At 34.4% G+C, this 18,607-nt stretch carries 10 protein-coding genes; all 10 read right to left on the bottom strand.

Annotation, left to right across the window (positions count from 1 at the left end):
- Nucleotides 1-47: 47 nt before the first annotated feature.
- Nucleotides 48-1,913, bottom strand: a complete 1,866-nt coding sequence (locus BLR17_RS04140; protein WP_066327471.1) for a glycoside hydrolase family 13 protein — start codon at nt 1,911-1,913, stop codon at nt 48-50.
- 11 nt (nt 1,914-1,924) lie between these two features.
- Nucleotides 1,925-2,620, bottom strand: coding sequence for a glycoside hydrolase family 78 protein (locus tag BLR17_RS04135; protein ID WP_066327473.1), 696 nt, complete (start codon nt 2,618-2,620; stop codon nt 1,925-1,927).
- A gap of 2 nt (nt 2,621-2,622) precedes the next feature.
- Nucleotides 2,623-5,955 carry an alpha-amylase family glycosyl hydrolase gene (locus tag BLR17_RS04125; RefSeq protein ID WP_083189322.1) on the bottom strand — a complete coding sequence of 1,111 codons (3,333 nt, stop codon included), beginning with the start codon at nt 5,953-5,955 and terminating at the stop codon, nt 2,623-2,625.
- 61 nt (nt 5,956-6,016) lie between these two features.
- Nucleotides 6,017-7,132 (bottom strand): SusE domain-containing protein, encoded by a 1,116-nt coding sequence (locus BLR17_RS04120; RefSeq protein WP_066327475.1) that lies wholly within the window; start codon nt 7,130-7,132, stop codon nt 6,017-6,019.
- Between the two features lie 15 nt (nt 7,133-7,147).
- Nucleotides 7,148-8,761, bottom strand: a complete 1,614-nt coding sequence (locus BLR17_RS04115) for a RagB/SusD family nutrient uptake outer membrane protein (protein WP_066327476.1) — start codon at nt 8,759-8,761, stop codon at nt 7,148-7,150.
- 31 nt (nt 8,762-8,792) lie between these two features.
- Nucleotides 8,793-11,774: a SusC/RagA family TonB-linked outer membrane protein gene (locus BLR17_RS04110; protein ID WP_245683114.1), complete on the bottom strand. Its 2,982-nt coding sequence runs from the start codon at nt 11,772-11,774 to the stop codon at nt 8,793-8,795.
- Nucleotides 11,775-12,589: 815 nt separating this feature from the next.
- Nucleotides 12,590-14,701, bottom strand: coding sequence for a glycoside hydrolase family 97 protein (locus BLR17_RS04105; protein WP_066325368.1), 2,112 nt, complete (start codon nt 14,699-14,701; stop codon nt 12,590-12,592).
- Nucleotides 14,702-14,949: 248 nt separating this feature from the next.
- Nucleotides 14,950-16,593 carry a DUF6377 domain-containing protein gene (locus BLR17_RS04100; protein WP_066325576.1) on the bottom strand — a complete coding sequence of 548 codons (1,644 nt, stop codon included), beginning with the start codon at nt 16,591-16,593 and terminating at the stop codon, nt 14,950-14,952.
- A gap of 127 nt (nt 16,594-16,720) precedes the next feature.
- Nucleotides 16,721-17,671 carry a lipid A deacylase LpxR family protein gene (locus BLR17_RS04095; protein ID WP_066325370.1) on the bottom strand — a complete coding sequence of 317 codons (951 nt, stop codon included), beginning with the start codon at nt 17,669-17,671 and terminating at the stop codon, nt 16,721-16,723.
- Complete coding sequence (gene mtgA / locus BLR17_RS04090) at nt 17,672-18,415, bottom strand: monofunctional biosynthetic peptidoglycan transglycosylase (protein ID WP_066325374.1); 744 nt, start codon at nt 18,413-18,415, stop codon at nt 17,672-17,674.
- Between the last annotated feature and the right edge of the window lie 192 nt (nt 18,416-18,607).

Here is an 18,607-nt window from a genome sequence, read left to right as displayed (position 1 = left end):
AATTTCCCCAACGGATAAACAATCTTATAAAAACCTTAAATTATTTTTTAATTCAGTTCTAAAATAAAAGCCGACTGAGCATCTATAGAAAATTCATGCTGCAAATCAATTCGTTTTCCGGAGAAAACATCTTTTCCTGATTTGAAATCCTTTGTGTTTTCTTTGAAACGTTTGGGTTCTACAACCGTTGCATTCAATCCATTATTTACAATTACCATAACGGCGTTCTTATCAGTATATCTAAAATAAACATAGACATTGTTTTCCGGAATGTAATGTGTCATTTTTCCAAAATGTACGGCTTCATTGGTTTTTCTCCATTGAAACAATTCGGATGTAAAATCAAAAAACTGTTGTTGCTGAGCAGTTCGTCCGTTTTTTGTAAAAACATTATTGCTGTCGCCTTGCCAACCTCCGGGAAAATCCAAGCGAATAGCTCCATCGCCTTCATTTTTATTACCTGCCATACCAATTTCAGAACCATAATACAACTGTGGTATTCCACGTAACGTAGCAAGAAGCGTCATTGCCATTTGGTATTTTTTAAAGTCTTTTTTGTAAATTTCATTGAAACGTTGCGTATCGTGATTTTCCGCAAAAGTCATGATATTATTAGTATTGGGATATAAAAAATCATTGGTGAAATTATTATAAATCTTCATCAATCCTTTATCCCATGTCGATTGGTTTTCATTAAATACCGCTGCCAAAGCATCCATCAACGTAAAATCCATCACACTAGGCAAGTAAGAATTATAATTCTGAATAGCTCCGATTTTACTGTCTTTTTGCCAATAAGCCATTTGTGCCTGATCCTGCATCCATACCTCTCCTACAATATTAAAATTAGGGTATTCATCGGTGATGGCTTTGGTCCATTTGGCAATTCCTTCTTTGTCATTATAGGAATAGGTATCAACACGAAATCCATCTAAATCAGCATACTCAATCCACCAAATAGCATTTTGAATCAAATAATTCAACACCAATGGATTAGATTGATTAAGGTCAGGCATGGATTGTACAAACCAGCCGTCCACACACATTTTTGCATCAATTTTAGAGGTATTAGTATCAAATTGAGTGGTCATTCGGTAATTCGTTTGCGCATATCCCGGGAATTGATGAATCCAATCGTAGGTTGGTAAATCCTTCATCATCCAGTGTGCCGCTCCCCAATGATTTGTCACATAATCCATAATAAGTTTCATGTTTCTTTTGTGCAGTTCGGAGGATAATTTCAGATAATCTTCATTCGTTCCGTAACGGGGATCAATTTTATACACATCCGATTGTCCGTATCCATGATAAGAACCCTGAGCGTCGTTGTCTTCGCAAAGAGGCGTTGACCAAAGTGCTGTAGCGCCTAATTCCTGTATGTAATCCAAATTTTGAATAATTCCTGCGATATCGCCGCCGTGTCTTCCGGACGGATTGTTTCTGTCCGCTTTTTCAGCCAGTGTTTTTTGACTGTCGTTTTTAGAATTTCCATTAGCAAAACGATCGGGCATTAGCAAATAAATCATATCCGAAGCATCGTAACTTTTGCGTAAAGCGGAATTTTCTCTTCGCTGTTTTAAAGCATATTTTTTTGTAAAAACTACTTTTTTATTTTTCGAAAATGAAAATAGCAGCTCTTGTGCCGGAACATCTTTGGTATCGATAGTTACAAACAGGTAATTTGGGTTTTCTGTTTTTTGAATGGCTTTGATTGCAATTCCATTGGAAACAACCACTTCATTTTCGGCAATATTTTCGCCATAAAATAATATTTGAAGTTCCGGATTGTGCATACCGGCATACCAAAATGCGGGTTCCACTCTTTGTATTTGCCCAAAAATTTTCAATGAAATGAAACAACTAAATAAGATGCTCCACTTTAATAATTTTTCTATTTTTTTTAATTGATTCATATTTAAATGAGTTAATTGGTCTTAAAATTCCAAACCTGCCCTATTGTTTCGCCTCCTTTATTATCCTTTACAATCACTTTCCAGTAATAGTTTGTAGTTGCCTGCAAAGTAGTTGTCGTCCAGGAAGCAGTTGTTAGATTGGTTCCCACTTTTGCCGTAGGAGGATTTGTCGTTCCTAAATAAACATCATAAACCAGTGCATCATTAGTATCCACATCGGCAGCTGTCCATTTTAAAATTGCGGTTGTCGAATTGATAAACGAATTAAATTCCGGCTGAACTAACTGCGGTAAAAATGGCAAATGATTGGCTACGACTTCAGCCTCGGTATAAAAACTATATGTCCCGGAATAATTGCCGGAGGCATTCTTACTATCGGTTGCTTTTACTCTCCAATAATAAGCCGTTCCTTTATTCAAAGTCAAACTTTGATAATTTGAAGTTCCTTCGGCAGTTTTCACAATTTGGGTGAACTGATTATCGGTAGCGATTTGAATTTGGTACGTAATTGGATTTTTCTCGGCATCAGTTGAAGCATTCCATTCAAAACTAACTGCATTATCAATACAAAGTTTATTATTTGTTGGCGCAACCAATGTTGGCACAGTTGGAGCTGTATTTGAATTTTCTTCTGCAGATGAGGAATCGCCGCCGCCACATGAAAATAACGAGCAAGCTATTACAATAAAATAGATATTCTTTCTCATGTTTATTCTTTTATAATAGTTATACTTACAGGATTTTCTAAATTCACTTTGGCGATATAAACTGCCGAAGCCAATTTGGCTAAATGAAGAACTACTTTTTGATTGTCAACTGTATAATTTTCATTTGAAATTAATTGACCATTCATAGCATACAAAGCAACGTTGACTTCTTTTTTAGTAGTGGGAACTAAAATTGTCATGATATCCTGAACCGGATTGGGATAAGCAACAACAGTTGTTAAATCGCCACTACTATTTTGAGTAAACACTCCTTCGCAAGGCACTGCTGTTTTTACTTCCAAAACATCGCCTTTTTGTACGGCAACAGAAAAAGAGCTTGCATCAGTTTCAAATTGAGTAACTCCATTCAGCAAAACCTGATAAGGTGCTGTTCCCTGAGTAATTTCAATTGCTATTTTATTAGGAGAAACGGTTGATTTCCCAACCAATGTCCCACCGGCATTAATGGTTATTGTGAAACATTGTTCGAATGTTTTTCCTGTGATGCCAATGCAAACCGGATAAGTTCCGGGAGCCAAATTAGATACAGTCAGACTATTATTCACAAAATTGTAATTGGTTCCATTTATGCTGGCTACATAATTATAGGATTGAAGTGCAGTAATACTAATTTGCCCATTCTTTTTGTTGGCACAGCTTTCAGATTTGGACTCAACAGTAAAATTATCTGAAGGCAATGTAAATGGAACATCGGTTGCAAAGGCAGGCTTATTTCCGTAAATTCTAAATTGTCCGGCAGGAATTGCAATCGGATCGTTTACATTAGGCACATTCCACACCGAATTATCCATCAGATTGTACCATTCGCCAGTGTAAGGAAATCCTGTTGCTACATTTTGAGAAGTCACATCAAAATTAGCCAGAATCACTACATCTCTCAGACTGTTAGCAGGCAAAGCAGCATCCGAAATTTTAATATTTTTTGTCAAAGAACTGGAATTACTCATAGTAACCGTTCCTGAAAAAACAGCCTCTTCGGTTTTTAACTTCATCATTCTGGCCCAATCCGAATAAATTTTATAACGATTATCATTGGTTAACCAATTATTAGCCCATTGCGGTTGTGGTTTTGTGGCCAGTTTACAATCACCGGAAGTAGTATCGGAATCCGTATTTACAGTCCCGTTATCACAGGTAAAAATGGAATTCTCGAAACCTAATTCTCCAAAATGCCAAATCATCTTAGGCCCCGGCACTAATAAGGAAACTGCTCCAATTGCCGACATTCTTGATAAAGCCGTGTTTAAATTTTTCACATTATGAGCCGCATTAGCTGAATTTCCGTATTGCAGGTTTTTATACATCAACCGTTCTTCGTCATGACTTTCGGCAAATCCCATCAATCGGTTTTTAGTAAAACCTCTGCTGCTACTGTTCATTCTGGCAATATTAGAAGTATAACCCATTGAAAGTTCGTTGTATTCATTGGTCATTTTCCCCCACAACATAATGCCTTTGCTTGGAGTTTCATTAATTCGGTAATTAGCCCACTGTTGTTCTTCGGCATCGGTTCCCAGATGTTCAAAAATGGTATAATGCGTTGGGTCTAAACTCCAGGAATAATCGGCATAGGATTTTAAAACATCCACCCGATCCTGTTGGTAAGCATTGGTGCAACTTTCATCAGATGCGGTACAATTTTGTGTAAATCCTTTGGTCAAATCCCATCGAAAACCATCAATATGATACTCCTGAATCCATTGTTTGATGACTCTTTTTACATAATATTGGGTTCTCGCCTGCTGATGATTGAAATCTTCACCAACATTGTAAGTATGTTTGGCTACGGTATTAAAATAAGGATTTTCGGCAGTTGGCGAACCAAATCCATCGCCATCCGGGTCGTTCATCCACATACGCACCATTGGATTTCTGCCAAAAGCATGATTGAGAGCCACATCAAGAATTACGGCAATCCCATTTTGATGGCATTTATCGATAAATTCTTTTAATTTCTCTGAGGTTCCATAAAATTTATCCAAAGCCATATGGAATGCGGTATTATACCCCCAACTTTCATTGCCTTCAAATTCCATCACCGGCATCAACTCAATAGCATTAATTTTTAATTTTTTGAAATAATCCATTCGATTAATCAAATCCTGAAAATTGCGATGCGCATCAAAATCACGCACTAAAACCTCATAAACGACTAACTTTTCTTTATCCGGCTTTGTAAAATTGGTCACTTGCCAATTGTATGCCGTTTGTCCGGTTTTAAGAACTGTTACTTCAAAATTTTGTCCCGCCGGATACACTGGCATATTAGAATAAGAAGTAGCCGGAATACCGGAATCATCATAAGGTGAAAGTACTAAAGTAGAATAGGGATCGGCGGTTTTTACCATTGTTGGCGAATTAGCCAATGGTGTTTGATCTGCTACCCAATATTGATAACTATAATTAGTTCCCGCAACCAAACCTGATAATTCTAACCAGAATTTCCCTGTTGTAGGATCTTTTTTCATTGCATAGGCAGTTGTAGGTTGCCAATTATTAAAACTACCTGCCACATATACAAAATCTTTAGCGGGAGCATCTAAAACCAACGTAGCCTTAGTCATGTCTGCCGGATTGTAATTGATACCATCTTCCAGACCGGGAGTCATTGCCTGCGAAATAGTATTGGGATTAATAATAAGCATAAACTTCCTGGTAACAACCGTAGTTCCCTGAGTTACCTGCAATTCATAATTCTGATTCGTGGTAATTGCTGAATGGGTGTACGAATAGGAAGCTGTACTCGTATTAGAATCAATAGTTAGCCCATTTGATTTTAAGACATAAGCCGCATTTCCTCCTGTATTAGTTGCAGAAATCGTAAAATTGGAACCTGAATTTAAAATTGTAGTACTATTAATTGCCGGAGATGTTAATGTAAGTTGAAAACCTCCCACTTCAATTAAAATATCCTGTGATTTTTTATCGCCGGTTCCATTTTTGGCTTTAATCAAAAAGCCCATTTTTCCCAATGCTGTTGCATTATAATAGGAAGATGGTATTATAGTTTTAGTATAAGTATCGGTGGCTGAATTATAGGTAAATTTACTTGCCTCGGAAGATGCTTCCCACGTTCCGTTATCCGGAGTTCCTTTGGCGGTAGTATCATCAGTAGCAAATGCCCACGCCCACATATATAATGCGTTTCCGGTAATACCCCAAGTCGATTCATTGATACTATTTCCATTTATGGTGATAGTAATTGCTGCCGTTTCTTCAAAAATAGCGGGACTTACGGAATAGGTAACAGTTTGTTGTTGCCCAAAAGCTATAATTGAAAAAAAAACAAAAAGTAGTAATAGTTTTTGTTTCATGATAATTCGTTTAGGAAAAAAAGGCTATCTCTCGATAGCCTTTTTTCATTGTTTCAATTTATTATTGCTGATTTGGAATCATCAAATAGCTTCCGTCTAAATCATTAAAATATACCTTATATTTTGATCTCACCACTGGGATATTTCCACTACCGGTTCCATTTGCAGGGTATCCTGAAAATGCTTTATCACCACCCCAGTTTACATCCCAGGTGTTATTGGCTCTAAACTTCGCTTCACCATCAAAAAGACTTAGCGTAAGTGTCCATTTATGTGCATCAAATGTTGATTTTGTCATATCAGTATCTTCTCCCCATCCTGCATCAGTTCCCGTTCTTGAAGAACCGATTAAACCTATTGTTGAATGAACTGTAGCTGAAGAAGCATCGTAAGGAACTAAAGTATAAGTTAAATTTTGCACATTAATAGAAAAGGTATAATAACCTGCTGTAGCAATGTTTATACTTGCAGGATCGCTGTCAGCCTCTGTTGCTCTATAAACTAAACTTCCGCCAGAACCACCATACATAGGCGCCCAATTTCCTAATTTTGAAATAACTTTAAAGTAACCTGCTTTAAAATAACCTGTAAACTTGTACAAGTTTGAATTAGTGCCACTTCTAAAGAGCGGTTGATTACCATTATTATTATTCCAGCCCGCAACGGTTGCATCACCTACTAAATACCAATCCGTATATGGATAAGGAACCAAACCTGTATAAGCAGTAACACTAATAGTTAATGTATTTTGGGCAACTATGCTTTCTGTTCCGGCAACACTCCATTTAACTTTTATATCATATTGCGAAGCCGTACCTGGCACAGCACCTAAAGCTATTGCTGCCTGATTCAGATTTTTAACTAATACTGATGCTTCAGTTACATCTGTAGTAGTAGCTAAAACTTGTGGATTTGAGAAGTCCCCTCCTTTTTTATCCATCATCAAAGTGTAATTTACCACTACATCATATGAATATTCGGCTGGAGTCCAAACAAATTTATCTGCTGCATTTGCTGCATTTGCTTCAGTAAGTACAAATGCTTTACCTGTTGCAGGAAGGGTCATTTCTGAACCAGAAATTTTTTCAAGAACCGGTCTGTTATCTACCGCATCAGCGTTACATGATAAAAACAAAACGCTTACAAATGCGATTACTATTTTATATATATTTTTCATCTTTTATTGTAGTGATTAGTTTGAATATCCTGGGTTTTGTTTCAAAGTTGGATTTGCCTGAATTGTTTTGGCAGGAATTGGCATCAAATCTCTAAATGAAGCTGTGGCTGTTCCGTTCTCAGTTCCACCTTTCCATTGCCAGATTTTATCCGCTCCGGTAAATTTCCCAAAACGTATTAAATCAGTTCTTCTGTGGCATTCCCAGAATAACTCACGAGCTCTTTCATCCAGAATAAAATTAAGAGTCATATTAGAAGCTGAAATCGTAGCTGCCTGCGCTCTGTTTCTTAATTTATTAATATATCCAACAGCTGTAGTCATATCAGCTCCTGCAGCACCTCTAACAGCACATTCAGCATACATTAAATACACATCTGATAAACGGAACATTGGAAAATCAGTATCAGGGATATCATTACGTTGAGCAGCTGAACCATCTGAATTTACGTTTCTAAATTTAGTTACAGCATATCCATTTGTAAATGTTCCTATATTAGCAATATCTAAAGTTTGACCATTTGTATAAAAAGTTCCTCTTTTGTCAGCTGTAGCTGTTGCATCAGGAAAAAGTGCTACAAATTCTCTTCTGGCTCTAATACCGTACCATCCACCATTCATACCATATTGGGCAGCATCCATACTTCCTCCAATAGAAGCATGAAGTATAAAACTCATTCCTCCACCGGTAGCTCTAATAGCATTTCCATCACTCACAATTGGGAAAATAAATTCAGATTGTGCACCATTTCTGTCATTATCTGCAGAGAATAAATAACGGTAAGGCACGTTAGCAAACGTATAACCTGAATTATTGATAATATCAGTACATAAAGCTGCTGCTTCGGCATATCTTTCTGTTCCGGTATATACTTTGGCATTCAAATAAATTTGTGCCAATAAAAATTTAGCCGCAGTTTTATCAATTCTACCATATTCATTGGCTCTTGAAGCTACTAAACTAGCATCTAAATCTTTCAATTCACTTTCTACATAAGCAAATACTTCTGCTCTTGTTTTTTGTTCCGGATAAAAGAATCCTACTGGGTCAGCTTCGGTTGTAATTGGCACATTACCAAAAATATCCATCAAATTAGCATACGAAAAAGCTCTTAAAAAACGGGCTTCGGCTCTAAAATTAGCTACATCCGTTTTTGTAGTGGCATCAACTCCACGAGCGTTTAATTTTTCTTCGGTAGTTTGTCTCAAAAATTCGTTAGCCAAACTAATTTCATAAAATGCTCTGGAATAGGTTCCGTATAAAAATTCGTTATTCGGAGACCAGGTTTGGGTATTTAATGTTGGTAAAGTTCCATCTGCCCAGGCAATAACAGCCTCATCTGTTGTAAATTCCTGATTCACAAAAAGCAAACGCAAATAACTACTAAAATCTCCTCCAATTCCGGCAATATCAGCTTTACCATCACCATCATTTCCTCCTACATACAAACCGGCATATAATTTTGCTAAAACTTGTTTATAAGAATCCTGATCTTGGAAAAAACTTTCAGAAAGAAACTCATCATCATCTTTCGGGGTCACATCTAAATCGCTTGTACACGATACCAGTGTCATATTCATTCCTAAAATAAATAGGAAGAAAATGGATATATATTTAAATGATATTTTCATTTTGTTTAATTTTTTGATTTTTAATTAGCTATTAGAAATTTGCATTTACTCCAAGCAGGAAAGTTCTTGCACGCGGATAAATATTTCCATCAATTCCATTGAATTTTTCAGGATCTAAACCATTGTACTTGGTAAGCGTTAATACGTTTTGAACACCTGCCGAAAATCTTATATTAACTGTTTTCAACAAAGCTTTTTCTAAAGTATAACCCAGAGTTACGTTATCTAATTTGATAAAAGAAGCATCTTTTACGAAGTAATTAGACAAATAACGTTGTGTTCCGTTATCTTCATAAACAAACCCTGTATTTAAATAATCCGAACTCACATTAGCTAAATCACTGTCTCTTCTTAATCCGGCCATTAAGTATCCTTTATCAGAGCTCACGTTATCAAAAATATAATTCCCTAAACTCGCTCTCCAGTTCATTACAAAATCAAATTTCTTGTAATTCAAACTTGAAAATAATCCAAAAGTATAGTCAGGAGCTGCCTTATGGAATCTATATTTATCGCTATCATCTAAATTTCCATCATTATTTCTATCTACATAAGCTCCCGGAATAGGTTTTTTATTTGCATCATATAATTGTTCGTAAACAAAGAATGAATTTGGTGCATATCCCACAGAGTTGATTTGAATTTTATTACCACTTCCTCCTTTGATATCACCTACTGCATAACCTGTAAAGCCTTCAACTGTTTGACCTAAATTGGTAATTTTTTGATCTATATAAGTGGTATTAAAAGCCAAGTTCCAAGTCAAATTATCATTTTTAACAATATCCGACTGAATACTAAATTCCACACCTTTAGTTCTTAAGTTACCAATATTGTTAAATCCCTGGTTTCTTAAATTAGCACCATCCGGAACCAATACATCAGCTAATAAATCACTTGATTTTTTTTCGAAATAGTTAATCGATCCAGAGATTCTGTTATTGAAGAAACCATAATCTAAACCTAAATTCGCTTCTGATAACTCTTCCCACTTGATATTTTGATTGTATCCTTCAGGTCTGGCAGTAGAATAAACCACTCCTCCAAAAACATACTGTGTGTTAATAGAACCTAATGTTACTCTGGTCAAATAATCATAAGAGGCTGAAATATCCTGTTGTCCTGTTGTTCCGTATCCTAAACGTAATTTTAAAGTAGAAATAGTTTTATTGTCTTTTAAGAAAGATTCTTCGTTAAGATTCCAGGCAAAAGCAGCTCCGGCAAAATTACCCCATCTGTTTGCTTTAGAAAAACGGGAAGTTCCGTCTCTTCTGTAATTTAAAGTCAACAGGTAACGGCTGTCATAACCTAAATTCAAACGTCCAAAATAAGACTGTAAATTGATATCCGGATCTGTTATAACATCCTCATTTGGATTAGGCTGAGTAGTCTCTCCTGATTCGTATTTTTCTTTTTGAAACAACTGATAGTTATAACCTGCTGTAGCATCTACTTTAATTTTCCCAAAATCTTTAGTATAATTAAAATAACTGTTTAAGTTTTTATTTTGAAGTGCATCTGTATAAGTAGAATAATTCCCCAGATTAACCCAATTTCCGGAAGTATAAGAATTAGGCTGGTATCCTAATGCACTTGCTGTGCTCACTCTTGTAAACCCACTACTGTCAAAACGATCAATTCCCGCCTCAGTAATAAAACGTAAATCTTCAAAGAAATGGAATTTATAATCTAATTTAATGTTCCCCCATTTTCTGGTAGAAGTAGCTCTTCTGTCATCCTGATTTAATCGGGCTACAGGGTTTCTGGCCGGTAATAATGGTAAGTTGCCATTTGGCTCTAACCATTCAAAATAACCACCATAACGTGAACCGGCAGCATAAACAGACTGAGTTGGATCAAAACCAATGGCGCTACCGATTACAGCATCTTCATCCTGAAATCTGTTTTTAGCAAAAGATAAATTCCCACTAATATCAATTCTTAAATGATTGTCAAACAAAACCGGATTTAAAGACAATGAAGTAGTCGTTCTTTCAAAACTTGTATTTTTAAGAATCCCGGGATTATTTACATTACCTACTGATAAGCGAATAGGTAATTTATTAAACAAGGCTCCGCTAACTGAAATATTATTATTCGTTGTTAAAGCGGTATGAAAAATTTCATCTTGCCAATTGGTATTAGCCGTTCCTAATAAGGCTTTTTGAGCATTAGAACCTTTTTCGTTAACTAAGGCACGATATTGATTGGCGCTTAAAACATCCACCGTGTTGGCAACCGTATTGACTCCCACTTGTGAACTGAAATTCACTTTTACTCCTCCTTTAGTTCCTTTTTTAGTTGTAATTACAATTACCCCGTTAGCCGCTCTTGAACCGTAAATAGCAGCTGCAGAAGCATCTTTAAGTACAGTAAAAGACTCAATGTCATTAGGGTCAATAGTAGATAAAATACTGGTAGAACCGGATGGAACAGCATTACTTAATGGTAATCCATCTAAAATAATCAACGGATCATTAGAAGCATTTAATGAAGAACCTCCACGAATACGGATATCCGCTTTTGCTCCCGGAGCTCCCCCTCCTGTTACATTAACCCCTGAAATACGTCCACTAATCAAACTCTCCGGAGTTACGTTCTGACCTTTGTTAAATTCCTTAGCCGAAATTTGAGAAACAGATCCTGTTGCATCTTTTTTCTTTACAGTACCATAACCTACTTGTACCACTACCTCTTTCAACTCATTAGAATCTTCTGTAAGTACGATGCGAAGTTTTTGATCATTCGCAACTACTTCTTTAGCACTATATCCGATAAATGAAACAACTAATACTGTTGACTTATCGGATGCCGGTAAAGCAAATGCACCGTCAATATCGGTTATAGTCCCAATATTTGTACCTTTAATTAGAACGCTTGCTCCAATTAAGGGTAGTCCTTTTTGATCCACGACAAGACCGCTAATCTTCTTTACTGTAGTTTGTGCAACTACATTTGGCATAATAAATAGTATGTTACATAAAAGCAAAATGTAAAACATACTTTTTTTCATTTGTACCATAATTTTGTTTGTTTTTGGTTGTTAATAATTTTGGTTTTACAAAATCGGAATGTTCTTTAAAGTCATCGTTAAATGACAGTATTTCGATTTCGATAATGTAAAATTATATGGATTTAACACCCTCAATTTTAACAACAATAAAAATGTAGTTAAACGAGTATATTTTAAATAACAAAACAATTGAAAATCAATTAGTTACATGTTTTTAACTTTTAAAAAAAGTAGTGGATATGTAGTAAAAAAACGGAATTTTAGTTGTTTTTTTCACCTATTAGTAAATACCCAGTTCAATAAGCCTATAATTGTACTATTAACAATTATAAATCATTTTATTTAAACAAAACACAAATTAAATTACAAAAAAATAAATTATCAATAAAGTTATTCTACAGAAAATCATTCCAGAGATTTCTACATTAACACACTATAAATCATAACCTAAAGTACTTTTCACAACCCTCTATATAAAAGCCAATTAACCATAATTTGTAACTGAATATAAACGCAGAACCAACGGGTAACACCCTAATTAAAGATTACCAACAAATTTCTTTAGCCTTTCATATATCTTTCAAAAAAATATAAAAAAGCCTTGATTTACATTTGAAGCATAATCATATTATTCAAATAATTAAATCTCAAAAACAACAAGAGAGTATTACCACATTAAAACAAACAATAAAAAAACCCCTTAAATTTCTTTAAGAGGTTTCGTTTCACCACAATTAATGTAGTGACACACATTATTAACCAACCAAATTTTATTTTAAATCAATTAATAGTATGGCTTAATAATTTATATAAATCTATTTAATTTCAATTATACTGATTGCATAACCACCACCGGAAGCTGTAAACTGTGACAATGCCGTTTTGCTGGTTACTTTCATTTTACGAATAGTATAAGCCTGAGGATTCGTTTTATAATGTGCATCTTTTGCATCAGCATAAATAGTTGCTTCATATTTTTTGCCTTTTTCTAAAAAATCAAACTGAATAGTTGATGTACGAACCGTTTCTCCATTAACATTTCCAACAAACCAATTATTAGTTCCTTTAGCTTTTCTGGCTACTGTAATGTATTGTCCCGGTTCGGCTTCCAGATATTTACTATCACTCCAATCCACAGCCACATCTTTAATAAATTGAAAGGCATCAGCAAAACGATTGTAATTCTCAGGCAAATCGGCTGCCATTTGCAACGGACTATACATCGTTAAATACAAGGCCAATTGGTTAGCCAATGTACTGTTTAAATGCGAAGTATTTTCCGGATTGATTTTACTGATATTCATTTCAAAAATACCCGGAGTATAATCCATCGGCCCTCCAATCAAACGGGTAAATGGCAAAATGGTAACGTGATTTGGTTTTGAACCTCCAAAAGCCTGGTATTCCGTTCCTCTGGCAGATTCATTTCCAATTAAATTCGGATAGGTTCTGCAAATTCCTGTTGGACGAATTGCTTCGTGTGCATTCAGCATTATTTTATAATCGGCTGCTTTTTCTACAGCATATTGATAATGATTTACAATCCATTGGTTATAATGATTTTCACCACGTGGAAGAATTGGACCTACATAACCACTTTTTACTGCATCATAACCATTGTCTTTCATAAACTGATACGCTTTATCCATATGGCGTTCGTAATTACGCGTAGAACCTGAAGTTTCATGATGCATAATCATTTTAATTCCTTTTGATTTGGCATATTCGTGAATTCCTTTTACATCAAAATCCGGATAAGGAGTCACAAAATCAAAAACGTAATCTTTAGAATGACCAAACCAATCTTCCCAGCCTTCATTCCATCCTTCTACTAATACAGCATCAAATCCATTAGCGGCGGCAAAATCAATGTATTTCTTCACATTAGCAGTATTGGCTCCGTGTTTCCCATTTGGTTTTGCCTTAGAAAAATCAGTTACTCCTAACTCAACAGTTGGGTATTCATCTGTATAAGCCCAGGAACTTTTCCCTGTAATCATTTCCCACCAAACGCCAACATATTTTACCGGTTTAATCCAGGAAGTATCTTCAATTTTACAAGGATCGTTTAGATTTAAAGTCATTTTTGAAGCCAAAATTTCTCTGGCATCATCACTAACCATTATGGTTCTCCAAGGAGTTTTACAAGGCGCCTGCATATAGCCTTTATCACCTTTAGCGTCCGGAGTTAACCAGGATTCAAAAACCATATTTTTGTCATCCAAATTCAAATGCATACAAGAATAGTTGATTAATGCTGCTTCATGTAAGTTGATATATAACCCATCAGCAGTTTTCATCATCAAAGCGGTTTGCACTCCGGTAGGCGAAAAGGATTGTTGAGACACATTTTCAGTCATTGCTTTTTGAGTCAAACCTCTAATTTCAGATAATTTTGAAGTAGTATAATCATACTCTTGCGTATCATAATCTCCGGGAATCCAAAAAGCCGTATGATTGCCATTCATGGCAAACTGACTACGTTCTTCTTTAATAACAAAATAAGTCAGATTCTTTTGTAAAGGGAATTCATAACGAAATCCTAAGCCTTCATCAAACAGACGAAAACGAATAATTATTTGTCTGTTAGTCTCTTTTTGATTTAAGGTCACTGCCAATTCGTTATAGTGATTACGAATACTAGCCACTTCACCCCAAACCGGTTTCCAGCTTTCATCAAAAGTAGTAGTCTTTGAATCAACAATTGTAAAATTATTTAATAGTGATTTGGAATCGTTTTTTAATTCCAATCCTAATTTACTTGGTTTTATAACCACCTTGTTTTTATAATTCAAACTGTAACTTGGTGTACCATCACTTTGCAAGGAAAACTCCATTTGCAATTTTTGATTGGGCGATTTGAGCTGCTGTGCTACAATACTATTGAATGCAACACAAAACAGGGTTAATAAAAATAAATTCTTCATTTGGTTGAGTTAATAAGTTAATAATTTGCTTTAAACACCTTAGTAAACCAAATTTATATTGATTTTATCCTGCATATTTTCATTAACTAAATTTGGTAGTTAAAAACCATTAAAATTAAAATATAAATGTTTAAATATCAATTACTTATGATTTTAATTTACAAAAAAAAAGTAGTACTTCTGTAGTATAAAAAAACAGCCTCAATACCCTAAAAAGGCATTGAGGCTGCAATAAAAAAAACAATTTATTATTTATTTGTCCCTATTCGCATCACATTGGCTTCAAACTCATCACGAGGTCCCAAAGCTTTGTTTCTTAATTTAGTCCTGTAATTGTAGATAGTAGACAAAGAGTAACGCAAAAATTCAGCTATTTTAACGCTATCGGATATTCCTAAACGAATCAAAGCAAAAATTCTTAATTCGGTATTCATTAATTCTCCCGGCTTTAATTTAATATCTTCATTATCGGTCAATAAACTATTAAATTCTTCAATAAAATCAGGAAAAAGCAACAAGAACGTTTTATCAAAATTATGATAGAAATCCTTTAGTTCTTCTTCAATAAATTCTTTTGATTTTATCACTTTTACAAGTTCAGCGGTTTTTCCGCTCGAAACAATTACATTCAGTTTTCGTCGGTATTCGTCTAATTTACTGATATAGACCGAACACTGATCCATATATCTGCCAATATATATTTCTTTTACCAAATTAGCTTCTTTGAGCGTATTATTAGTTTCATTCAGTTTTTCATTAAAAAGATGCAATTCGTTATTCAATGTCATCAATTGTCCATTTGCCGAACTAATTTCCTGTTTTGCTCTTGATAATGTTTTCATTTGTTTAAATAATAAAAACAAAACAACCATTAAAAATAATGACAAAATACTGGCGCTAATCAAAAAAACAATCAATTGCCTTCTGTTAGTATCATTTTGCTTTTGATAAGCTTCATTAATGATAGGCATCATCTTTGAAATCTCAAATGTTCTTAATCGGGCATTACAAAAAAGAGCATCTTCAAGAGTTCGTTTAGTATATTTATATGCACGAGCAATATCGCCTTCTTCATAAAGAACAAAAGCTAAAGATCGAAGTGAAATATATTCTTTCTTCTCTAATTGCAAATCGGAAATAGCAGAAATAATTAGCCATTTTTTTTCTTGTTCATATTCTTTTTTAAACTGATAAGCCAATGAAATTAAATAAGCCACTACCGCTTTGTCCGGATTACTACTTTTTATTTTTGGGAAATAATTCTCTAACAGAGGTAAGGTTTCGTCATACCTCTTTTCTTCAAAAAGTTTATTTGCCCTATGAATAATAAAGGATTCCGAATTTGTTGGATAAAAATTATAACTGGAATCTCTATATTTTTTTGTCAATTTGAGATAATCACTTTTTTCTTGTATGGTGGCAGCATAATCAGACATTGAAAGATAAAGTGAACTACAAACACCAAAATAAGTACCCTTAATATCAGGTGTAGATTTTATATAAATTTTATTCAAAATATCCGTTGCCTCCTTATACATCCCTAATGTTCCCATAGCAGAAGCCAGATTTAATTTGGAAGTATTTATCTTAGTTAAATCCTTTAATTCGCTTGCTATTTTCAAGCTTTTTCTCGCATAACTTAAAGCCGAATCCGATTGATAAAATCGATATTCTCCAAATAACTCCTCATAAATCTCATATTTCTGAACATTCGAAGAAGTCAATTTAAGCAAACTTCTAAGTTTATTTATTTCAGTTTCTTTCTTGTTATGATAAAACTCACATTTGTCTATAGTAGTATCCAGCTCATCTAACAATGAGTCTATTTTAATTTGAGAATACAAAAATACGGGAGAAAAAACAACAAGAAATATAGTCCAAAACTTATACATTGTCATGAATTTAGATGTGAGTTTGTAAAAACTAATTTATTAAATATTTCATAAATAAATACTTTTTTAAAATATTTAAAAAGGCCTGATTTTCAATCAAATTACCTTTTTTCTCTTTCAAACCAATTCATTTGAAAAGATAAGATAACCTTATGGAGCCGTAAAAGTAACCAATAGTCCTGTAGAATTTCAATTCTTTTCCTCTGTAAACAAATGCATACGAGAGATTCCAATTATTTTTTCGATATCTTAAACCAGCTTCTGCATTAAAACGAACAGGGATAAGATTAAAAGTGACCGGACTATTATCATTAAACAAACTACCCTGAATAGTAACATCATAAATTTGATAATTGACTGATGGAGCCATATAAAAATACAATTCATTTGTCATTGGGCTTTTAACTGCACTTAATGAAGCACCGTGAAAATTGGAATCCCAAAGAGGCATTAATTTTTTTATTCCAATTCTTGTGACAAAGCCTGTAGATAAAGAAGTAAATATAGTTCCTAGCTTCGCCTCGGTTTGCCACTGAAAATCTATTCTTTCCTTATTTAAAGAACCCAAAAAAGGACTGGAAAACATAAAATACGTCTGAATAGCTAAAGCATTATTAATTTGATAATCCCATTGTTCAAAAGATGGGTAATGAAACAACAAATGAGTTTTAGACTGCACCTTCTCTGCAAAAGAATTAGGGCCGACGTAACCTAATTGCAAATACTTTTTAAATACCGCTTGGTTTTTGTAAAAATTAGTATTTCCAAATTCTCCAAAAAGATAACCTGCAAAAGGTCTGTCAAACATATCTTCCTGATTTACATAAATGGTACGAGGACTATACATGTATTGTCCGATATGGATTTCATTGATTTTTTTTAAAACGTTTGGTTTCGTTTTTTTGGACAAATAACGATAGAATAGTTCCAAACCATTAGTGTAATATTGGTCATTTTTAGATGAAGTATATAAATCATTATCAGTAATAATACCTATTTCCGCACCGGTATTCTGACTCGACAAACGAACTGAAAATAACAGGAGCAAATAGATAAAAAATACTGTTTTTATCCTCATCTAATATTCAATTTTACCCACCGTTCTCATCACTCGCATAATCTTATCTTTTCTTCTGTTGATATAAGAAGACGAACTTGTAGCAGTATATTTTCTTGGATTAGGCAAAATAGCCGCAATTCCGGCCGCCTGTTTTTTAGTTAAATTAGCAGCATCTTTTCGATACCAATGTTCGGCTGCAGCCTGAGCGCCATAAATACCATCTCCCATTTCGATACTATTCAGATACACTTCCATAATGCGTTCTTTACCCCAAATCAATTCAATTAACACGGTAAAATAAGCTTCCAGTGCTTTTCGCAAATAACTTCTGCCCTGCCACAGAAAAACATTTTTGGCGGTTTGTTGCGAAATGGTACTTCCTCCCTTAATTCTTCGACCTCTTTCGTTATTCTTGTAAGCTTTTTGCATTGCTCTAAAATCAAAACCATTATGCTTTAAAAACAAACCGTCTTCGCTCGCAATAACAGCCTTTTGTAAATTAACCGAAATATTCTCCAAAGGCTCCCAATCGTGACTGAAATAAACAGGCTTTCCTGCTGTTTTATTTTCAATCGCTCTAATAATCATTAAAGGAGTAAAAGGAACAGGGACAAATTTAAAAAATACCACTGAAAGCAACGAAAGTCCAAAAAACCACAGAATCAGTTTAAGAAACAGCATTCTCAATTGAGCCATAAAACCATGAGATTGTTTTTTTGCTGGCCTTTTGTTTGCCGAATTTGAAGTGATTTTTGTTGCCATTTATTGTATGCTATTTTTAAACCGTATAAAACTCTAACGCTTAAAATCAATCAGAATTTTAGATGAAGTAAAATTACTTTTTTTAACTAATCATCCAATAATTTTATTCTTATTTCCATGTTGTTTGAAATCGAACTACGAATTCTGATTATTTTCCGGGTCGAAGAACAGAAACAGACAACTTTAAATTAA

Source organism: Flavobacterium glycines (assembly GCF_900100165.1).
Lineage (GTDB): Bacteria > Bacteroidota > Bacteroidia > Flavobacteriales > Flavobacteriaceae > Flavobacterium > Flavobacterium glycines.
This window is presented reverse-complemented; position numbering and strand designations above follow the sequence as displayed.